This window comes from Kitasatospora sp. NPDC054939 (genome assembly GCF_053610105.1).
In genome coordinates, this window is sequence record NZ_JBSGXP010000058.1 from 14,846 (window position 1) to 34,269 (window position 19,424).

A 19,424-nucleotide genomic window follows, 5' to 3' on the forward strand; every position below is an offset into this window, starting at 1 on the left:
CCGTCCGCTGTCCGCCCGTAGGAAAGCCGCCGCAGCCACCGTGACCGAGCAGAGCCGAGCACGCTTCCGGGCCGAGGCCCGGTCCGAGCACCCCGACCCCGTCCTGCTCTGCCTGCTCATGGCCGCCGAGCAGCCCGTCGCCGACCCCGCGGAGCCACCGCCCGCCCTGGACGCGCTGCTCGCCGCCTGCCAGGCCGCCCTGGACCGGCACGCCGCCGCCGTCCGGGCCGCCGTGGCGGAGCGCCGGCCCGCCGGGCCCGAGGAGACCGCCGCCCTGCTCGCCGCCGTCCTCGGCGGGCGCGAGCGCTTCCACGGCCGGCAGTCCGACTACCGGCGGCTGGAGTCCTCGCTGCTGCCCGAGGTGCTGCGGCGCCGGCGCGGGCTGCCGATCATGCTCGCGCTGGTGTGGGGCGCGGTCGCCCGGCGGGCCGGGCTGACCGTCCACGGCATCGCCCTGCCCGGCCACTTCATCGTCGCCGTGGGCGGGCCGGCCGGCGGCGAGGAGTACGTGCTCGCCGACCCCTTCCACGGCGGGCGGCTGCTCGACCTGGAGGACGCCGCCGATCTGGTCCGCGCCGCCGGCCACGAGTTCACCCCCGAACTCCTCACCCCCGCCCAGCCGCTGGAGACCGTCCTGCGCGTACTCGGCAACATCCGCGGCTGGGCGGCCGACCGCCCCGAGCACGCCCGCACCCAGCTCTGGGCCACCGAACTCGCCCTGCTGCTCCCCCGCCACCCCGCCCAGCTGCGCCTGGAGCGCGCCGAACTCCTCGTCCGGACGGGCGACTTCCTCGGCGGCTCGACCGAGATGGAGTCCTATGCGCAGATCCTGGACGCCTTCGACCCCGATGCCGCGGCCCGGGTGCGGCTGGAGGCCAGGGCCGCCCGCCACCGGCTCAACTGAGCCCGCCGCCGTCCCGCCCCGGCCCGCGCGGCCCGTGTGACCCGTGCGACCCGCGCAGGCCGCGCAGCGACCGGGCGAGCAGCAGGTGGACGGCCCCGAGGGCGGCGGCGGCCGCGGGCAGCACCAGCCAGTCGGCGGCCGGCAGCCGGGTGACGGCGGCGGCGCAGAGTGCCGCGGGGACGGCCGCGGCCAGCAGCCGGGCATGGGCGGCCAGGATCCGGGCGCCGTCCAGGCCGCCGAGGCGCCGGCGCAGCAGCAGGGCCGCCCCGAGCGCGGTCAGCAGAAACGATCCGCCGTAGCAGGCGGCCGTCCCGGTGGCGGCCCAGCGCGGCGGGAGCAGTTCCGCGCAGGCCAGTGCGCCCGCCGAGGTGGCCCCCACCGGCAGCAGGTTGAGCAGGAAGGGGCTGCGGCTGTCGCCCATCGCGTACAGCACCCGGGTGAGGGTGTACGCGGCGGAGTAGAGCACCAGGCCCGGGGCGAAGGCGGTCAGCATGCCGGCGATGGCCTGCACGTCGGCCTCCCCGGCCCGGCCGTGGCCGAAGGCGAGTCGGCTCAGCGGCAGCGCCAGCACCGCGAGCCCGAGCGAGGCGGGCACGGTCGCCACCGCCACCGTGCGCAGGGCCCGCGAGGCCAGCCGCCGGACGGCGTCCCGGTCGCCGTCGGCCGCCGCCGTGCTCAGCGCGGGCAATGCCGCCGTCACCAGGGAGACCGTCACCACCCCGTGCGGCACGATCCAGAGCAGGTAGGCGCTGCCGTACGCGGTGTAGCCGACGCCCCCGGCCACCCCGGCCGCCTGGGCGCGCTCACCGGCGAGGGTGGTGAGCCGGGTGACCGCCCACTGGCCGACCTGGTCGGTGAAGACGAGCAGCAGCGTCCACCCGGCGGCCCGCAGCGGGGCGCCCAGCCCGGCCTCCCGCAGGCCGCGGCGCGGGCGCAGCCGGACCCCGGACGCGCGCAGCGGCGGCAGCAGGGCGACGGCCTGCACGACGACGCCGAGGGTGGTCCCGAGGCCCAGCAGCACGAGGTGGTCGGCCGGTTCGGCGCCGGAGCCGAGGACCCAGCCGAACACCCCGATCACGACCAGGTTGTTGAGCACCGGCGCCCAGGCCATCGGTGCGAACCGGCCGCGGGCGTTGAGCACCTGGCCGAGCACGGTGAACAGCCCGTAGCAGAGCACCTGCGGCAGGCACAGGTACGCCAGCAGCACGGTGCGCGCCAACTGCTCGCCGCTGTACGGCGTGTAGAGGCGCACAATGAGCGGGGCGGCGGGCACCACCAGGGCCGTGACGGCGAGCAGGGCCGCCGTCAGCAGGGTCACCAGGCGGTCGGTGTGCGCGGCGCCGCCGTCCGCCGACTCCCGTGCGGCGCGCACCAGGTGGGGGACCAGCACGGTGTTCAGCGCGCCGCCGATCAGCAGCACGAAGACCAGGTTGGGGACGGTGTTGGCGACGTGGTAGCCGTCGGCCAGCAGTCCGGAGCCCAGCACCGCGACCACCAGCGCGGCCCGGACGAACCCGGTGGCCCGCGACACGATCGTCCCGGCCGCCATCACCAGGCTCGCCGGCACCCGGCGTCCCGCCCCGCGAACCCCGGGCCGCACCCCCATGTCCAGGGTGTTCCCGGTCCGGGCGGCGCCCGAACGGCCCACCGCCCCCGGCGGGTTGCGCGCACCGGCGACCGCTCCCGAGGGACGGCCGCCGGTGCGCGCGGGCAGCGCCTGGCTAGCCGAGGCCGAGCGAGCGCTTCAGGAAGTCGACCTGGAGCAGCAGCAGGTTCTCGGCGACCTCCTCCTGCGGGGTCATGTGGGTGACGCCCGAAAGCGGCAGCACGGTGTGCGGCCGGCCGGCGGCGAGCAGCGCCGAGGAGAGCCGCAGGGTGTGCGCGGCCACCACGTTGTCGTCCGCCAGCCCGTGAATGATCATCAGCGGGCGCTCCAGCGCGGCGGCCGACCCGGTCAGCGCGTGGGCGGCGTACACCTCGGGGCGCTCGGCCGGGTGCCCGAGGTAGCGCTCGGTGTAGTGGGTGTCGTACAGCTCCCACTCCGTCACCGGCGCACCGGCGACGGCCGCGTGGAAGACGTCCGGACGGCGCAGCACCGCGAGCGCGGCCAGGTAGCCGCCGTACGACCAGCCGCGGATCGAGACCCGGTCGAGGTCCAGCGGGAACTCCCCGGCCAGCGACCGCAGCGCCTCGACCTGGTCGTCCAGGGTGGTGCCGGCCAGGTCGAAGGCGATGGACTTCTCCCAGCCGGGGCTGCGGCCGGGGGTGCCGCGCCCGTCCGCGACCACCACGGCGAAGCCCTGGTCGGCGAACCACTGCGAGTTGAGGTGCGCGTTGTGCGCCTGGACGACCCGCTGGCCGTGCGGGCCGCCGTACGGGTCCATCAGGACGGGCAGCAGGCCGTCGCGCTCGCGGTCGTAGCCGGTCGGCAGGAAGACCGCGGCCGGGATGCGCCGCTCCCCGGCGTAGCGGAACACCGGCCGGGCGGTGATGACCGGCGTCTCGGCGTACGACTCGACGGTGGCGAGGTCGTCGACGGCCACGCCTTCCGACAGGTCGCGGGCCACCTTGACCAGCGCGCCGGGCAGGTCCGGCTCGGCCGTCGCCCGGACGGTGATGCCGGCCGCGTGCACCGCGCTGGTGACGGAGGTGAACGGGCGGCCGTTGGCGCTCTCCCAGGACAGCCGCTTGCCGTCGTGGGTGATCCGGCCGACGGCGATCCAGCCGGGCTCGGGGTCGGTCTCCGCCTCGCCGCCGGAGGCCGAGAAGAACACCTCCTCCGCGGTGACCGCGACCACCGAGCGCACCTGGAGGTCCGCTCCGGTGACGGCGTGGTCGCCGACGACCAGGGACCGCACCCCGCCCTCGTCGGAGATCCGCACCAGCCGGCCGTCCGGGGTCCAGGCCGGCACGCCGGGGAACAGCTCCAGCCAGGCGTCGTCGCGGTCCTCGTGCAGCACCTCGGTGGCGCCCGACTCCACATCCACGCCCAGGACCTGCGCGCGGCGCTGGTCGCGGGTCTGGACGAGCAGCAGCGGGACGCCGCCCTTCGACCAGTGCACCCGGGCCAGGTAGGGGAAGGTCTCGCGGTCCCAGGCGATCTCGACCCGGGTGCCGTCCAGGCCGAAGGACCAGAGCCCGACCTCGGCGTCGGGGGTGCCGGCCGCCGGGTAGGCGACCTCGGCGGGCGCGCTGCCGGGGTTGGCCGGGTCGGCGATCCACCAGCGGCGCACCGGGCCGTCGTCCGCGCGCTCGACCAGCAGCCGGTCGCTGTCCGGGGACCACCAGTGGCCCCGGTCGCGGTCCATCTCCTCCTGGGCGATGAACTCGGCCTGGCCCCAGGTCACGTTCGGCCCGTCGGGCTGGGCGAAGGCCCAGTCGGCGGTCCCGTCGGTGCGGGTGAGGCGCAGTTCACCGGAGGTGGTGGCGTACGCGACGTAGGTGCCGTCCGGGGAGGGGCGCGGGTCGAGCAGCGGGCCCTCGGCGGGCAGCTCGGTGGTGGTGCCGGCCACCAGGTCGGCGGTGAACAGGCGGCCGGAGAGGGCGAAGGCGGCCAGCGTGCCGGAGCCGTCCAGGGCGTAGCCGACGATGCCGGCCGAGCCCTCGCGGCTGCGCTCGCGGCGGGCCTTCTCGGCCGGCGAGACGTCCTCCTCGCCGCCGCCGAGCAGGGCCACCGGGTCGGCGGCGATCCGCTCCTCGCCGGTGACGGTGTCGAGGGTCCAGAGCAGGTTGGCCCGGTTGCTGCCGGACCGCGAGCGCAGGAAGACGACCCGGGAGCCGTCGGGTGCGACGGAGAACGACCGGGGCGCACCGACGGTGTACCGCAGGGTGCGCGCGTATTGCCTCGGGAAGGTGTCCGCAGGGTGCTGGGTGGTCATGGCACCAGACCCTACGACTTCGCGGGCGCACCCAGGGCCGTTCGTGATCACTCGTTCGGAGCATCGGCGCGAACGGCTCCTTCCGGGGCGCCACACCCCCTCCCACCGGCCCGTGCGCCCCACGGGTGCCACCGTGCCCCGACGCGTGCGGGCTCACCATGCGTGATGCCGCGCTCACCCATCGGGTATGACTGGTCCGACGAGTGATCGTCGGGGCTCCGTCCCGGGCCCCGGCGGCCGCCCGTCGGTCCCACCCGGTCCCCACCGCCGCCCTCCCGAGCGGCGCACCCGCGAAGGGATGTGAGCCGACATGGCTCTGTCCATCTCCGCAGCCGTCCTGATGCTCGTCATCGTGGTGCTGCTGATCCGCCGATCCGGCCTGAAGCTCTCGCACGCCGTCGTCTGCGCCCTGCTGGGCTTCTACCTGGCGTCCAGTTCCGTCGCCCCCTCCATCAGCCAGGTCACCAGCAACCTCGCCGGAATGATCAACGGTCTGAAGCTCTGAGCCCCGGGCCGCGGTCGTTAGGCTGCTCCCCATGACCGCGACTCCCGGCCGCCGCCTGCTCCTCGTGCACGCCCACCCCGACGACGAGTCGATCGGCAACGGCGCGACGATGGCCAGGTACGCCGCCGAGGGCGCCGGCGTCACGCTGGTGACCTGCACCCTCGGCGAGGGCGGCGAGGTGATCCCGCCCGCCCTGGCGCACCTGGCCCAGGACCGCGACGACGCCCTCGGCCCGTACCGGATCGGCGAGCTGACCGCCGCCGCGGCCGCGCTGGGCGTCACCGACGTCCGCTTCCTGGGCGGCCCGGGGCGCTACCGCGACTCCGGGATGATGGGCGTGCCGGACAACGACGTGCCCGGCTGCTTCTGGCGGGCCGACCTCGACGAGGCCGCCGGCCACCTGGTCGAGGTGGTCCGCGAGGTGCGCCCGCAGGTGCTGGTCACCTACGACCCGGACGGCGGCTACGGGCACCCGGACCACATCCAGGCGCACCGGGTCGCGATGCGCGCGTACGAGCTCGCCGCCGATCCGGCCTTCCGGCCCGAACTGGGCCCGGCCTGGCGGATCGCCAAGGTGTACTGGAACCGGATGCCGCGCTCGGTGATCGAGCGGGGCCTGCGGGAGACGGCCGCCGCCGCGCCGTTCCCGGGCGTGGCCGACGTCTCGGACGTGCCGGGCGTGGTGGACGACGCCGTGGTCACCGCGGTGCTGGACGGCTCCGCGCACGCCGCGCGCAAGGCCGCCGCGATGGCCGCGCACGCCACCCAGATCACCGTGGACGGCGCCTTCTTCGCGCTCTCCAACGACCTCGGACAGCCGCTGGTCGCCACCGAGTACTACGAGTTGGTGCACGGCCGGGCCGGCTCGCCGCTGCCGGAGACCGACCTCTTCGCGGGGCTGCCGGCCGGCGGCGGCGCGGCCGCGCGCACCTCCGCCGACCACGCCTCCGAGGGGACCGTCCGATGACCGAGACCGCCACGCCCGCCCGCCGAACGCTGCGCTCGATCCCGGCGGCCGTGCTCGGCACCCGCCGGGAGCGGCTGGCCGAGTCGCAGCCGCCGCGCGGCGTCCGGATCGCCGTCTACGCGGTGTTCTTCCTGCTGGGCATCGCGGTGTCGGTCTGCGGAGCCTTTGTGCAGGCCCTGTGGCCGCCGGTGGGGGTGCTGCTGGCGCTCGCCGCGACCGCCGCGACCTTCTACGCGGGGCTGCGGATCACCGGCACCCGGCTGGGCGCCGGGATCCCGGTGGGCGGCTGGTTCCTGGCCCTGCTGCTGGTGATGGTGCCGCGCCCGGAGGGCGACAACGTGCTGTGGACCAACGCCACGTCCTACGCGTACCTGTTCGCCGGGTCGATCCTCGGCGTGATCTGCGCCACCCTGCCGACCCGCACCAGCTGGTTCCCCGGGGTCCCGAACCAGCCGCGCTGAGACCGGTTCACGGGGGCCCACGACGAGCAGTCAGGGCCGGTCACCCGTAGTCTCATACCGGAAGAACCGGACGTATCAGGATCTGTCCGAACCGGTCCACCGCTCAGTTCTTCCCAGTATGGTGGTGCCGCAGTACGCCGCACCCGACCGCCGTCAGGCCGGCGCCCACAGACCCGCGCAGTCGTGCCCCACGGCCACGCCCGCGAACCCGGAGCAGAGCAGCATTGAGCAGCCGCGAATCTGACAAGCCCAACCCGGCGCCCCGGCGCACGGGTCCGGACGCCTACCCGTCGGGCACCCCCCCGTACGGCGTGCCGGGCTTCCCCGGCGGCGACCGCGCGGGTGCCGGAGCGGCCCAGGCCCCCGGCGGCGAGGACGACGCCCCGAAGACCGAGACCACGCTGACCACCCGGGTCCGGATCAACATCCCCGGCTCGCGCCCGATCCCGCCGGTGGTGGTCCGCAGCACCGTCAAGAGCGAGGACGGCGGCGAGGACGCCCCGGCCGCGGACGGCCCGGCCAAGCCGCGGCACCGCTCCGCCGCGCCCGCCTCCCCCGTGCACGGGGTGATGGACGGGGCCGCGCGAACGGCCACCCCGCCGAACCTGCCGCCGGAGTGGCAGCAGCAGCCCGGCAAGCCCGACTCCGGCGACGGCGAGTCCACCGGCGAGTGGTTCCGTCCGCGCCAGCGCAAGACGCCCGGCGAGCCCGCCCCCGCCGCCGTCCCGGCCGGCGCCCCGGCCGAGGCCCGCCCGGGCGGCGCCCGGCCCGCCCCGCAGGGCGGCCGGTCCGTTCCGGCCCCGGCCCCCTCGGCCCGGCCCGCGGGCGCGCCCGCCTCCCCGTTCGGCACCGCCGAGGGCCCGAACGCCCCGGTCGCCGGCGCCGCCTACGACGACGGCCTGCCGTCGGAGACCCCGGCCGTGCCCGCCGACTACGCCGGCGCCGACCCGTTCGAGACCGGAGGGCCCGCACCGTCGCTGCCGCCCCGCCCGCAGGCCCGCAACCGCGCGCCGCAGGGCCCCGGCGCCCCCGCACCCGGCCCCGCGGGCCGCCCGGCGAACCCGGAGGACACCTCGGTCGACGGCTTCGCGCCGATCCGCGAGGACGTCCCGCCGTCCGCCGCCATACCCGGCCTGACACCGAACGCCGCAGCCGCCCAGGGCGGGCTGTACGCCTCCGCCCCGGCCGGCGCCGACCCGTTCGCGGACCGGCGCCCGGCCGCCGGCGCGGACCCCTTCGCCCCGGCCGGTGCGACCGGCCAGGCCGCCCCGGGCAGCCTCTTCCCGGGCACCCCCGGCCGCAGCGGCGGCGACCCCTTCGGCGGCGACCCCTTCGGCAGCGCGCCGGGCGCCGGTGCCCCCGGGGCCCCGTTCGCCACCGCCGAGGCGCCGGCCCCGGCCCCCACGCCGAAGCCCGCCGCCGACCGCCCGGCCCCCAAGCCGGCCGCCCCCGCGGCCCCGGCCAAACGCGGCGGCGGCAAGAAGGTCGTCAAGCTCGCCGTCTACGGCCTCGGCGGGGTGCTGTTCCTCGGCGCCGCCGCGTACGGCACCGGGCTGATGCTGAACCAGTCCGACGTGCCCGAGGGCACCGTCGTCCTGGGCACCGACATCGGCGGCAGCAGCCGCGACCAGGCGATCCACCAGCTGGAGGAGAGCGTCGCCAAGGCCGGCCAGCAACCGCTCAAGCTGAAGATCGGCGAGCAGGCGGTCGACCTCGACCCGACCACCGCCGGCCTCAGCTTCGACACCACCGCCACGGTCGACCGGCTGGCCCAGCACAGCTACGACCCGGTCGAGGTGATCACCTCCCTCAAGGGCGGCGAGAAGGCCGTGGCCCCCGAGGTCAAGGTCGACCGCGACAAGCTCCGGGCCACCCTCGAATCGCTGGCCGCCGGTTCCGGCCAGGGGCTGAAGGAGGGCCACGTCAAGTTCACCGACGCCGGCGAGGCCGTCGTGGTGCCGGGCACCGCCGGCCAGGCGGTCGACCCGGGCCCGGCCATGGAGGCCGTCGAGAAGGCGTACCGGGACCGCGCGGCCGGCCGGCCGGAGCAGCCCGTCGCGCTGGCCGTCGCCGCGGCCCAGCCCAAGGTCTCCACCCAGGCCCTGCAGGCCGCCGCGGACACCCTCGGCAAGTCGGTGCTCAACGGCAACATCCGCATCGAGGGCGGCGGCAAGCGCTGGGAGTTCGGCCGGCTGACCGCCGCCAAGGCGCTCACGCTCACCCCGGACGCCAACGGCAAGATCGTCCCCAAGTGGGACCTCGACCAGCTGAACGCCCAGCTCAAGGGCATCTTCGACAAGGCCAAGACGCGCAAGAACGGCCAGCTGGTGCCGATCACCGTCCAGGACGTCGCGGACGCCATCACCTCGGTGCTGGAGAAGTCCGACAAGGAGCGGGTCCACAAGTTCCCGGTCTGACGCACGCTTCGCCGGAGGGCGGGTCCGGATGCCCCGGGCCCGCCCTCCGGCCTTTCGCCGGGGGCGTTACCAAGACTTGATCGGGAATCGTTCGACAACTCCTCCCCCCGATCAGCAAGATGTGGCACGGTACCCCCGCACGGCCGCACGAGGAGACACCGTCTTGGGCCGCACCACGCCACCCGCGCAGGCCCTGGCCGCCGTCGCACTCGCCGTCGCGCTCGCGCTCACCGGCTGCTCGGCCGACGGCAGCGCGCCGTCCGCGCACCCGCCGGCGCCCGCCGAGGCGCCCAAGCTCACCGCCATGGACATCAACCCGCACCCGCGCACCGACCTGCGCCAGGGCGGCACCCTGCACATCGCGGTGTCCCAGTACTCCTCCCAGTGGTCGCCGATCCACACCGACGGCGGCGAGTCCTCCACCATCAGCGTCACCAAGCCGCTGCTGCCGACCTTCTTCCGCTCGGACGCCGCCGGCACCCAGACCCCCAACCCGGCCTACCTGCTGGACGCCGTCGCCGAGCAGCGGGGCGGCCGGCAGGTGGTCACCTGGACCCTCAACCCCAAGGCGAAGTGGTCCGACGGCACCCCGATCACCTGGCGCGACCTGCAGGCCAACTGGCAGGCCCTGAACGGCCGGGACCCGGCCTTCAAGGCGTCCAGCAGCACCGGCTTCGAGCTGGTCTCGGCCGTCGAGCGCGGCGCGGACGACTTCCAGGCGGTGATGACCTTCGAGCGGCCGTTCTCCGAGTGGCAGTCGATGTTCAACGGCGCCGCCAACGCGCCGCTGCTGCCCGCCTCGAAGGTGGCCACCGCCGAGCTGTTCAACACCTCCTACCAGGAGGCGATCCCGGTCACCGCGGGGCCGTTCAGGGTCGAGAAGCTGGACCGCGCCACCCAGACGATCACCCTGGCCGCCGACCCCGGCTGGTGGGGCGACAAGCCGCTGCTGGACAAGGTGGTCTTCCACGCCATGGTGCCCAACACCATGCCGGGCGCCTTCGCCAAGGGCGAGATCGACTTCTTCAACAACGGTCCGGACGTGGCCGGTTACCAGACCGTCCGGAGCACCCCGGGCGCCGCCGTCCGCCGGGCCGGCGGTCCGGACTTCCGGCAGTTCACGCTGAACAGCCGCAGCCCCGCGCTGAGCGACCCGGAGGTCCGCCAGGCGGTGTTCCAGGCGATCAACCGGGACGCCATCACCCGGACCGACCTCACCGGGCTGGACTGGCCGACCGTCACCCTCAACAACCATCTGCTGGTCGCCAACCAGAACGGCTACCGGGACAACTCGCTCGGCCTCAGCCGCTACGACCCGGAGAACGCCCGCCGCAAGCTCGACGCCGCCGGATGGAAGCTGTCCGGCGACGTCCGCCGCAAGGACGGTGCGGAGCTGTCGCTGCGGATGGTGATCCCGTCCGGCGTCACCCAGGCCAAGAACGAGGCCGAACTCGCCACCCAGATGCTCAAGGAGGTCGGGGTCAAGCTCACCGTCGAGACCGCGGCGGCCAACGAGTTCTTCGACAAGTACGTCAACCGGCGGGACTTCGACCTCACCGCGTACTCGCTGATCGGCACGCCGTTCCCGGCCTCCGGCAACCGCGCCAACTTCGCCCTCGGCGGCGGCGCCAACCACGCCCAGGCCGGCAGCCCCGCCGTCGACGCCGCCCTCGACCGGGCCGCCGCCGCGACCGACGCGGCCACCGCCTTCGCCGCCATCAACCAGGCCGACGGCGAGCTGTGGAAGGTCGCCGGCGTCCTGCCGCTCTACCAGCGCCCGCAGTTGTACGGCGCCCGCGCGAACCTCGCCAACATCGGCGCGCAGGGCCTCTCGGACATCGTCTGGGAGAACGTCGGCTTCGAGAAGTAGCGCGGGAAGCAGCGGGGCGGGCCACGGCTCCGTGCCGTGGCCCGCCCCGTCCGTCCGCGCTCAGCCCGCGCCGATCACGTCCCGCACCTCCGCGAAGTGGCAGGCCGAGGCGTGCGCCGCCTGCCCCTTCAGCGTCGACGGCACCGCCAGCAGCGGGAGTTCGGCGGAGCAGCGCTCCTCCGCCTTCCAGCAGCGGGTGCGGAAGCGGCAGCCGGACGGCGGGTTGGCCGGCGACGGCAGGTCCCCGCTGAGCAGGATCCGCTCGCGCTGCTCCCGCCCGGTCGGGTCGGGCACCGGCACGGCCGACAGCAGCGCCTGGGTGTACGGGTGGGTCGGGAAGGCGTAGATCTGGTCCTCGGTCCCGATCTCCACCAGCTTGCCCAGGTACATCACGCCGACCCGGTCGGAGATGTGCCGGACGATCGAGAGGTCGTGCGCGATGAACATGTAGGAGAGCTCGAACTCGCTCTGCAATTGCTCCAGCAGGTTGATCACCTGCGCCTGCACCGAGACGTCCAGGGCGGAGACCGGCTCGTCGCAGATGATCACTTCGGGCTTGAGCGCCAGCCCCCGGGCGATGCCGATGCGCTGGCGCTGGCCGCCGGAGAACTGGTGCGGATACCGGTTGATGTACTCCGGGTTGAGGCCGACCACGTCCAGCAGGTCCTGGACGGCCTTGCGCCGGTCCCCCTTCGGGGCCACCTCGGGGTGGATCTCGAACGGTTCGCCGATGATGTCGCCCACCGTCATCCGGGGGTTGAGCGAGGTGTACGGGTCCTGGAACACCATCTGGATGTTGCGCCGGACGGCCTTCAGGGCCGCCCCGGAGAGCCGGGTGATGTCCTCGCCCTTGAACAGCACCTGTCCGGCGGTGGCGCGTTCGAGGTTCATCAGCACCTTGGCCAGCGTGGACTTGCCGCAGCCCGACTCCCCGACGATGCCCAGGGTCTCGCCCCGCTGCAGCTGGAAGGAGACCCCGTCCACCGCCTTGACCGCGCCGACCTGCTTCTTGAGGAGGATGCCCTGGGTCAGCGGGTAGTGCTTGACCAGGTCCTTCACCTCCAGGATCGGCTCAGCCATGGAGGGTCTCCTTCCAGAAGTGGCAGGCGCTGCGGCGGCCCGGCAGGTCGCTCCCGTCGGCGTCCAGCACCGCCACCAGGCGCGGCGGTTCGGTGCGGCAGCGGTCCGCCACCCGGTCGCAGCGCGGGTTGAACGCGCAGCCGTCCGGGATCCGCAGCAGGCTCGGCGGCAGCCCCTGGATGGCGTAGAGGTTCTGCCCCTTCTGGTCCAGCCGCGGGATGGAGCGGAGCAGGCCCTTGGTGTACGGGTGCGCCGGGCGCGCGTACAACTCGCCCACCGGCGCGGTCTCGACGATCCGGCCGGCGTACATCACCGCGATCTTGTCCGCGACGTCGGCGACCACGCCCAGGTCGTGGGTGATCAGGATCAGGCCCATGTTGAACTCGGCCTGCAGCTCCGCGAGCAGGTCCATCACCTGGGCCTGCACGGTGACGTCCAGCGCGGTGGTGGGCTCGTCCGCGATGATCAGATCGGGCTCCAGGGCCAGCGCCATCGCGATCATGATGCGCTGGCGCATACCGCCGGAGAACTGGTGCGGGTAGTCGTTCACCCGCTGCCGGGCCGCCGGGATGCGCACCCGCTCCATCAGCTCGACGGACCTCTCCTTCGCCTCCTTGCGGGAGGCGCCCTGGTGCACCCGGAACATCTCGCCGAGCTGGTAGCCCACGCTCAGCACCGGGTTGAGCGAGGAGAGCGCATCCTGGAAGATCATTGCGATCTTCCGCCCGCGCACCGCCCGGCGGGCCTTGGAGCTCATCGTCAGCAGGTCCTCGCCGCGGAAGCGGATCGAGCCGGCCGTGATCCGCCCGGGCGGCATGTCCAGGATGCCCATGATCGCCTGAGCGGTCACCGACTTGCCCGAGCCGGACTCCCCCAGCACCGCCAGGGTCTCCCCGGCCGAGACGGAGTAGCTGACGCCGTTCACGGCCTTCGCCACGCCGTCCCGGGTGTGGAACTCGATGTGGAGGTCGTCGACCTCCAGCAGCGGGGTGCCGGCGGCCAGGCTCTCCCGCCCACCGACCACCTCCACCTGCTGCTTCACGGGCTTCGACGCTTCGGTCATGGTCCCCGCCTCCTCAGCGCAGCTTGGGGTCGAGGGCGTCGCGGACCGCGTCGCCGAGCATGATGAAGGCCAGCACGGTGACGCTCAGCACCGCGGCCGGGAAGAGCAGGACGTGCGGGGCGGTCAGGAACCGCGCCTGCGCGTCGGCGATCATCAGGCCCCAGGAGATCTCCGGCGACTGGATGCCGATGCCCAGGTAGGACAGCGCGGCCTCGGCCCCGATGTAGACGCCCAGGTTGATCGTCGACACCACGATGACCGGGGCCACCGCGTTGGGCAGGATGTGCCGGGTGACGATCCGCTGGGTGCCGGCGCCCAGCGCCCTGGCCGCGACCACGTAGTCGTTGTGCTTGTTGGAGAGCACCGCCGAGCGCATCAGCCGGAAGATCTGCGGCCAGCCGAGCACGGCCATCACCGCCGAGACCGTCCAGGCGTTGCCCTTCTGCCAGGTCGACATGATCAGCATGCCGCCGAGCAGCAGCGGCACGGCGAAGAAGATCTCGGTGACCCGGGAGAGCAGGCTGTCCCAGAAGCCGCCGATCCAGCCCGCCAGCAGGCCCAGGGTGCCGCCGAGCAGCACCACCAGGGTGGTGGTGACGATGCCGACGATGATGGAGTTGCGGGCGCCCCAGACGGCTCGGGTGTAGATGTCGCAGCCCTGCACGTCGAAGCCGAACCAGTGCTCGGCGCTGGGCCGCTGCAGCGAGTCGCTCAGGTTGCAGAAGCCCGCGGACTGCGGGTCCTTGCCGGTGAACAGGCCCGGGGCGACGGCCAGCGCCACCATGAACAGCACCAGCACCCCGCCGATCAGGAACAGCGGGTTGCGGCGCAGGTCGTACCAGGCGTCCGTCCAGAGGCTGGCGACCCGCTCCTGGCCGGCCGGCTTCGCGGGTGCGGCGGCGGCTCCCCCGGCGTCCCCGCCCGTGCTCTGCGCGGGGACGGTGGCCTCGGCGGTCTCGCTCTTCGTCGGCTCACTCATAGCGGATCCTCGGGTCCAGGACGGCGTACAGCAGGTCGACCACCAGGTTGGCGAGCAGGTACACCATCACCAGCGCGCTCACGATGCCCACCACGATGGTGCGTTCGCGCAGGTAGACGGACTGGAAGAGCTGGTGGCCGACGCCGGGGATGTTGAAGATGCCCTCGGTGATGACCGCCCCGCCCATCAGGCCGCCGAGGTCCATGCCCAGGAAGGTGACGATCGGGATCAGCGCGTTGCGCAGGCCGTGCCGGACCACCACCCGCAGCGGGCTGAGCCCCTTGGCGACCGCCGTCCGGACGTAGTCGGCCCGCATGATCTCGATCAGGCTGGTCCGGGTGAGCCGGGCGACGTACGCGAGCGAGGTGGAGGCGAGGACGTACCCGGGCAGCAGGTAGGACCGGAAGCCCGCCTCCTCGTTGAAGGAGACCGGGAAGAAGTCGATGCCGAAGTCGGTCTTGAGCTTCACCCCGAGCAGCAGCTGGAGGACGAAGCCGATGACGAAGACCGGGATGGAGATGACCATCAGGGTCGAGATGAGCACCACGTTGTCGATGAACCGGCCGCGCCGCAGGGCCGCCACGATGCCGGCCGTGACGCCGACCGCCATCTCGATCACCAGCGCCGTCAGCGCCAGGTTGATGGTGTACGGGAACGCGGACTTCATCACGTCCACGACGGCGTTGCCCCGGTAGTCCTCGCCGAAGTCGCCGGTGAACAGGTTGGACAGGTAGTTCCAGTACTGCAGGAAGAACGGGTCGTCGAGGTGGTAGCGCTCCCTGAGGGTCGCCACCACGGCCGGGTCCTGTCGCTTCTCACCGGCCAGTGCCGTAATGGGATCGCCAGGCAGCAGGAAGACCAGTGCGTAGATAAGGAACGTCGCACCGAGGATCACAGGTATGGCCTGGATGACCCGGCGGACCACATAGCGGCCCATGCCGCCTCCTCGTGGTTCGGGGCACGTCCGTGCCGGGCGGCGCGGGGGTTGCCCGCACCGCCCTCACGGCGTACCGGTCGTCGGGTGGGGTCAGGCCAGCTCGACCTTGGCGAGGTCCATCTGCCCCTGGGCGTTGACCTGCACGTTCTTCACGGACTTGGTGTAGGCCGAGGAGGACATGTAGGTGTAGACGGGGATGTACGGCAGGTCCTTGATCAGGATGTCGTCGGCCTGCTGGTAGAGCTTGATGCTCTCCTCCTCCGTCTTCGCGGAGTCGGCCTTGGCGAGCAGCGCCTCGAACTCCTCGTTGACGTAGCCGCCGTAGTTGGAGCCGTTCTCGATGGCGACCTTGGAGAAGATCGGGCGCAGGTAGTTCTCGGCGGACGGGTAGTCCATCGACCAGGCCATGCGGAAGGCGCCGCTGTACTTCTTGTCGCCCAGCGCGGTGAGGATCGCGCCGAACTTCTCGAACGGCTTGAAGGTCACCTCGATGCCGAGGTTGGCCTTCAGCTGGTTGCCGACGGCCTCGATCCACTCCTTGTGGCCGCCGTCGGCGTTGTAGCCGATCTCCAGGGTGTTCCCGGGCAGCCCGCCGGCCTGCTGGAACAACTCCTTCGCCTTCGCCGGGTTGTACTTGGCGACGTCGCCGAGCGCGCCCTGGCGGTATCCCGGAATGATCGGGTTGATGAAGTCGTCGGCCGGCTTGCGGGTGCCGGAGAAGATGGTCTTGGTGATCGCCTCGCGGTCGATCGCCATCGAGATCGCCTTGCGGATGTCCGCCTTGCCGTACGCCGGGTTCGTCGCGATCGGGAATCCGATGTAACCGACCCCGGATTCCGGCTTGTAGATGTAGCGGTCACCGAACTCCTGGGCGACCGACGACATCGCCGAGATCGGCAGCTTGTCGGTGATCTGAATGGTGTCCGCACGCAGGTCGTTGTACGCGGTTTCCAGCTTCTCGTAAATCTTGAAGGTGACGGAATCCAGCTTCGCCTTTCCGTCGAAGTCCGGGAAGTTCTCGTACCGCTTCACCTTGATCTGCTTGTTGTGCTCCCACTTCCCGTCCATCTGGAACGCCCCGTTGCCGATCGGGGCCTCCTCGTACGCCTTCGGGTCGGCGAAGAACGCGTCCGGCAGCGGGAAGAAGGCGTTGTACCCGAGCATGGTCTTGAACTGCGAGAACGGCGCCTTGAGGGTGACCGTGAAGGTCTTGTCGTCAACGACCTTGAGGCCCTTGAGCTCCTTGCCGGCCGGCTTCTTGTCCTTGCCGGGAGCCAGCTCGTCGGCGCCCAGGATCTTGTCGAAGAACGGCAGCGCCTCCTGCGCGTTGTCCTGGTTGGCGCCGAAGTTCCAGGCGTTCACGAAGCTCTTGGCGGTGACCTTCTCGCCGTTGTGGAAGGTGTAGCCGTCCTTGAGCTTGATGGTCCACACGGTGGCGTCCGGGCTCTCGATGGACTCGGCGACCCGGAGGGTGGGCTGGTTGGTCTTGATGTCGTAGTCGATCAGCCCGGCGAAGATCGCGTTCATGACCTCGGCGCCCTCGGACTCCGCGGTGTTCTGCGGGACCAGACCGTGCTGCGGCTCACCCAGCTCGACGCTGATCGAGCCGCCCTTCTTCCCGGACCCGCCCGAGCTCGCCCCGTCGCCGCTCTTCTTGCTGTCGCCGCCGGTGCTGCAGGCGGTGATCGCGAGCGCCGTGCACGCCGCCAGTGCGGTCCAACGCATGGTCCTGGTGAGCCTCATTCAACTGCTCCTCGATTTAGGGGCTTACGAACGAACGGCGCCCCGCCACTCGGTGTGCCGGGCATGGCGAAGGTCGACATCTCAGGGCCGTACCGCACAGTTGGCGAGGTGACCACTGATACGCGCAGAGCAACTATCGATCACCCGACCCCTTCCTTGGAATCGCCGTCACATCTCTTTTCAATTACATGCTCAGACCAAGTCGTGACAATGCTCGCCAAATTCCGGCATAACGCGCCCGGAGGCTCTGATTCCACTTTCCGAATAGCGGACGCAATGGGCCGGTATTCGATGCATTACGGAGCGTAATGATCATCCGGGAGGAGTTGCCGGTGATCTCCGGCGGTCAATTCCGGGAGTTTTCGCAGTTCAGCCCCGACCGGCCCCCGGACAGCCGAAGGGCGCGCCCTCCGTGCGGAGAGCGCGCCCTGCGTGCGGTTCGTGACCGGGGTGTCAACCGGATTCCGCGGCCCGTTCGTCCGGGCCCCGCTCCGCCGCGAAGTGGCAGGCCGACGGGTGGAACGCCGCCCCCTGGCCCTGCAGCCAGACCGGCGGGTCCAGCAGCGGCACCTCGACCGCGCACTTGGGCTGGGCCTTCCAGCAGCGGGTGCGGAAGCGGCAGCCGGACGGCGGGTTGGCCGGCGAGGGCACGTCGCCGGTGAGCACGATCCGGTCGCGGGACTCGCGCGCCGTCGGGTCGGGCACCGGCACGGCCGACAGCAGCGCCTGGGTGTACGGATGGGTGGCGTGGTCGTAGATCTCCGCGTCGGTGCCGATCTCCACCATCCTGCCCAGGTACATCACGCCGACCCGGTCGGAGATGTGCCGGACGATCGAGAGGTCGTGCGCGATGAACATGTACGAGAGGTTGAACTCCCCCTGGAGCTGCTCCAGCAGGTTGATCACCTGGGCCTGCACCGAGACGTCCAGGGCGGAGACCGGCTCGTCGCAGATGATCACTTCGGGCTTGAGCGCCAGCCCCCGGGCGATGCCGATGCGCTGGCGCTGGCCGCCGGAGAACTGGTGCGGGTACCGGTTGATGTACTCCGGGTTCAGCCCCACGACGTCCAGCAGGTCCTGGACGGCCTTGCGCCGGTCCCCCTTCGGGGCCACCTCCGCGTGGATCTCGAAGGGTTCACCGATGATGTCGCCCACCGTCATCCGGGGGTTGAGCGAGGTGTACGGGTCCTGGAACACCATCTGGATGTTGCGCCGGACGGCCTTCAGCGCCGCCCCGGAGAGGTGGGAGATCTCCTCGCCCTTGTAGCGCACCGAGCCGGCGGTGGCCGGCTCCAGGTTCATCAGCACCTTGGCCAGGGTGGACTTGCCGCAGCCGGACTCCCCCACGATGCCGAGCGTCTCGCCCTGCATCAGGTCGAAGGAGACCCCGTCCACCGCCTTCACGGCGCCGACCTGCTTCTTGAACAGCACGCCCTTGGTGAGCGGGAAGTGCTTGACGAGGTCCCGGACTTCGAGGATCGGTTCGCCGCGCGGCACCTCGTGGGCGAAGGCCGCCTCCTCCGGGACCGCCGCCCCCAGCGCGGTGGCCCCGTGTGCAGTGGCCCCGTCAGCCATGGAGGGTCTCCTTCCAGAAGAAGCAGGCGCTGCCCCGGCCCGGCACCGGGGTGCCGTCGTCCTCGGTGACGTCGAACAGCGCGGGCACCTCGGCCCGGCAGATCGCCTGGGCGCGCGGGCAGCGCGGGTTGAAGGCGCACCCCGGCGGGATCCGCAGCAAGTTCGGGGGCAGGCCCTTGATCGCGTACAGCTCCTGGCCCTTCTGGTCCAGGCGCGGGATGGAGTCCAGCAGCCCGCGGGTGTACGGGTGGGCCGGTCGGGCGTACAGCTCGTGGACGGGGGCGGTCTCGACGATCCGGCCGGCGTACATCACGGCGATCTTGTCCGCGACGTCGGCGACCACGCCGAGGTCGTGGGTGATCAGGATCAGGCCCATGTGGTACTCGGCCTGGAGCTCGGCGAGCAGGTCCATCACCTGGGCCTGCACGGTGACGTCCAGGGCGGTGGTGGGCTCGTCGGCGATGATGAGGTCCGGCTCCAGGGCCAGCGCCATCGCGATCATGATGCGCTGGCGCATGCCGCCGGAGAACTGGTGCGGGTAGTCGTTCACCCGCTGCTTGGCGGCCGGGATGCGGACCCGGTCCATCAGCTCGACGGCCTTCTCCTTGGCCTCCTTGCGGGAGGAGCCCTGGTGGGCGCGGAACATCTCGCCGAGCTGGTAGCCCACGCTCAGCACCGGGTTGAGCGAGGAGAGCGCGTCCTGGAAGATCATCGCGATCTTCTGCCCGCGGATCCGCCGCCGCTCCTCCTTGCCCATCTTCAGCATGTCCTGGCCGCGGAAGAGGATCTCCCCCTTGGGGATCCGGGCCGGCGGCATGTCCAGGATGCCCATCACCGCCTGCGCGGTCACCGACTTGCCCGACCCGGACTCCCCCAGCACCGCCAGGGTCTCCCCGGCCGAGACGGCGTAGCTGACGCCGTTCACGGCCCTGGCCACGCCGTCCCGGGTCACGAACTCCACGTGGAGGTCCCGGACGTCGAGCAGCGGCCCCTGGTAGGGCGCCTCCCGCCCGGACTTGCTGGTGTCGACTGCTGTGGTCACGAC

The 19,424-nt window shown here is 72.4% G+C and carries 15 protein-coding genes; 6 read left to right on the forward strand and 9 right to left on the reverse strand.

Annotated elements, in window-relative coordinates; all coding sequences use genetic code 11:
* Positions 1–40 precede the first annotated feature (40 nt).
* Complete coding sequence (locus ACWGB8_RS18445; RefSeq protein ID WP_452214545.1) at positions 41–904, forward strand: transglutaminase family protein; 864 nt, start codon at positions 41–43, stop codon at positions 902–904.
* Here ACWGB8_RS18445 and murJ read toward each other — a convergent pair.
* On the reverse strand, positions 897–2,471 hold the full coding sequence (murJ, locus tag ACWGB8_RS18450; protein ID WP_452214546.1) for a murein biosynthesis integral membrane protein MurJ: 1,575 nt from the start codon (positions 2,469–2,471) through the stop codon (positions 897–899). The genes ACWGB8_RS18445 and murJ overlap by 8 nt on opposite strands.
* A 154-nt stretch (positions 2,472–2,625) precedes the next feature.
* Positions 2,626–4,782 carry a prolyl oligopeptidase family serine peptidase gene (locus tag ACWGB8_RS18455; RefSeq protein ID WP_452214547.1) on the reverse strand — a complete coding sequence of 719 codons (2,157 nt, stop codon included), beginning with the start codon at positions 4,780–4,782 and terminating at the stop codon, positions 2,626–2,628.
* A 310-nt stretch (positions 4,783–5,092) separates the two neighbouring features.
* Between ACWGB8_RS18455 and ACWGB8_RS18460 the strand changes: the two genes are divergently transcribed.
* The 5 genes from ACWGB8_RS18460 to ACWGB8_RS18480 all read left to right on the forward strand — a co-directional run bounded on the left by ACWGB8_RS18460 (position 5,093) and on the right by ACWGB8_RS18480 (position 11,002).
* A complete protein-coding gene (locus ACWGB8_RS18460) occupies positions 5,093–5,287 on the forward strand; it encodes a DUF2304 family protein (protein ID WP_452214548.1) in 195 nt (64 codons plus the stop codon).
* A gap of 31 nt (positions 5,288–5,318) precedes the next feature.
* A complete protein-coding gene (mshB, locus tag ACWGB8_RS18465; protein ID WP_452214549.1) occupies positions 5,319–6,254 on the forward strand; it encodes an N-acetyl-1-D-myo-inositol-2-amino-2-deoxy-alpha-D-glucopyranoside deacetylase in 936 nt (311 codons plus the stop codon).
* Entirely contained in the window at positions 6,251–6,715 is a 465-nt protein-coding gene (locus tag ACWGB8_RS18470) for a DUF6113 family protein (protein WP_452214550.1), read from the forward strand. The genes mshB and ACWGB8_RS18470 overlap by 4 nt, the downstream gene beginning before the upstream one ends.
* A 224-nt stretch (positions 6,716–6,939) precedes the next feature.
* Positions 6,940–9,132 carry a peptidoglycan binding domain-containing protein gene (locus ACWGB8_RS18475; RefSeq protein WP_452214551.1) on the forward strand — a complete coding sequence of 731 codons (2,193 nt, stop codon included), beginning with the start codon at positions 6,940–6,942 and terminating at the stop codon, positions 9,130–9,132.
* Positions 9,133–9,295: 163 nt separating this feature from the next.
* Positions 9,296–11,002, forward strand: a complete 1,707-nt coding sequence (locus ACWGB8_RS18480; RefSeq protein ID WP_452214552.1) for an ABC transporter family substrate-binding protein — start codon at positions 9,296–9,298, stop codon at positions 11,000–11,002.
* A 60-nt stretch (positions 11,003–11,062) separates the two neighbouring features.
* Here ACWGB8_RS18480 and ACWGB8_RS18485 read toward each other — a convergent pair whose 3' ends face one another.
* The 7 genes from ACWGB8_RS18485 to ACWGB8_RS18515 all read right to left on the reverse strand — a co-directional run bounded on the left by ACWGB8_RS18485 (position 11,063) and on the right by ACWGB8_RS18515 (position 19,421).
* A complete protein-coding gene (locus tag ACWGB8_RS18485; RefSeq protein ID WP_452214553.1) occupies positions 11,063–12,082 on the reverse strand; it encodes an ABC transporter ATP-binding protein in 1,020 nt (339 codons plus the stop codon).
* Positions 12,075–13,145 carry an ABC transporter ATP-binding protein gene (locus ACWGB8_RS18490; protein WP_452214554.1) on the reverse strand — a complete coding sequence of 357 codons (1,071 nt, stop codon included), beginning with the start codon at positions 13,143–13,145 and terminating at the stop codon, positions 12,075–12,077. The genes ACWGB8_RS18485 and ACWGB8_RS18490 overlap by 8 nt, the downstream gene beginning before the upstream one ends.
* Before the next feature lie 13 nt (positions 13,146–13,158).
* Positions 13,159–14,124, reverse strand: coding sequence for an ABC transporter permease (locus ACWGB8_RS18495; RefSeq protein ID WP_452214555.1), 966 nt, complete (start codon positions 14,122–14,124; stop codon positions 13,159–13,161).
* On the reverse strand, positions 14,117–15,061 hold the full coding sequence (locus ACWGB8_RS18500; protein ID WP_452214556.1) for an ABC transporter permease: 945 nt from the start codon (positions 15,059–15,061) through the stop codon (positions 14,117–14,119). Before ACWGB8_RS18500 ends, ACWGB8_RS18495 begins: the two co-directional genes overlap by 8 nt.
* Positions 15,062–15,151: 90 nt before the next feature.
* Positions 15,152–16,804 (reverse strand): peptide ABC transporter substrate-binding protein, encoded by a 1,653-nt coding sequence (locus tag ACWGB8_RS18505; protein WP_452214557.1) that lies wholly within the window; start codon positions 16,802–16,804, stop codon positions 15,152–15,154.
* Between the two features lie 453 nt (positions 16,805–17,257).
* A complete protein-coding gene (locus ACWGB8_RS18510) occupies positions 17,258–18,379 on the reverse strand; it encodes an ABC transporter ATP-binding protein (protein WP_452214558.1) in 1,122 nt (373 codons plus the stop codon).
* Entirely contained in the window at positions 18,372–19,421 is a 1,050-nt protein-coding gene (locus ACWGB8_RS18515) for an ABC transporter ATP-binding protein (RefSeq protein WP_452214559.1), read from the reverse strand. Before ACWGB8_RS18515 ends, ACWGB8_RS18510 begins: the two co-directional genes overlap by 8 nt.
* Positions 19,422–19,424: the final 3 nt, after the last annotated feature.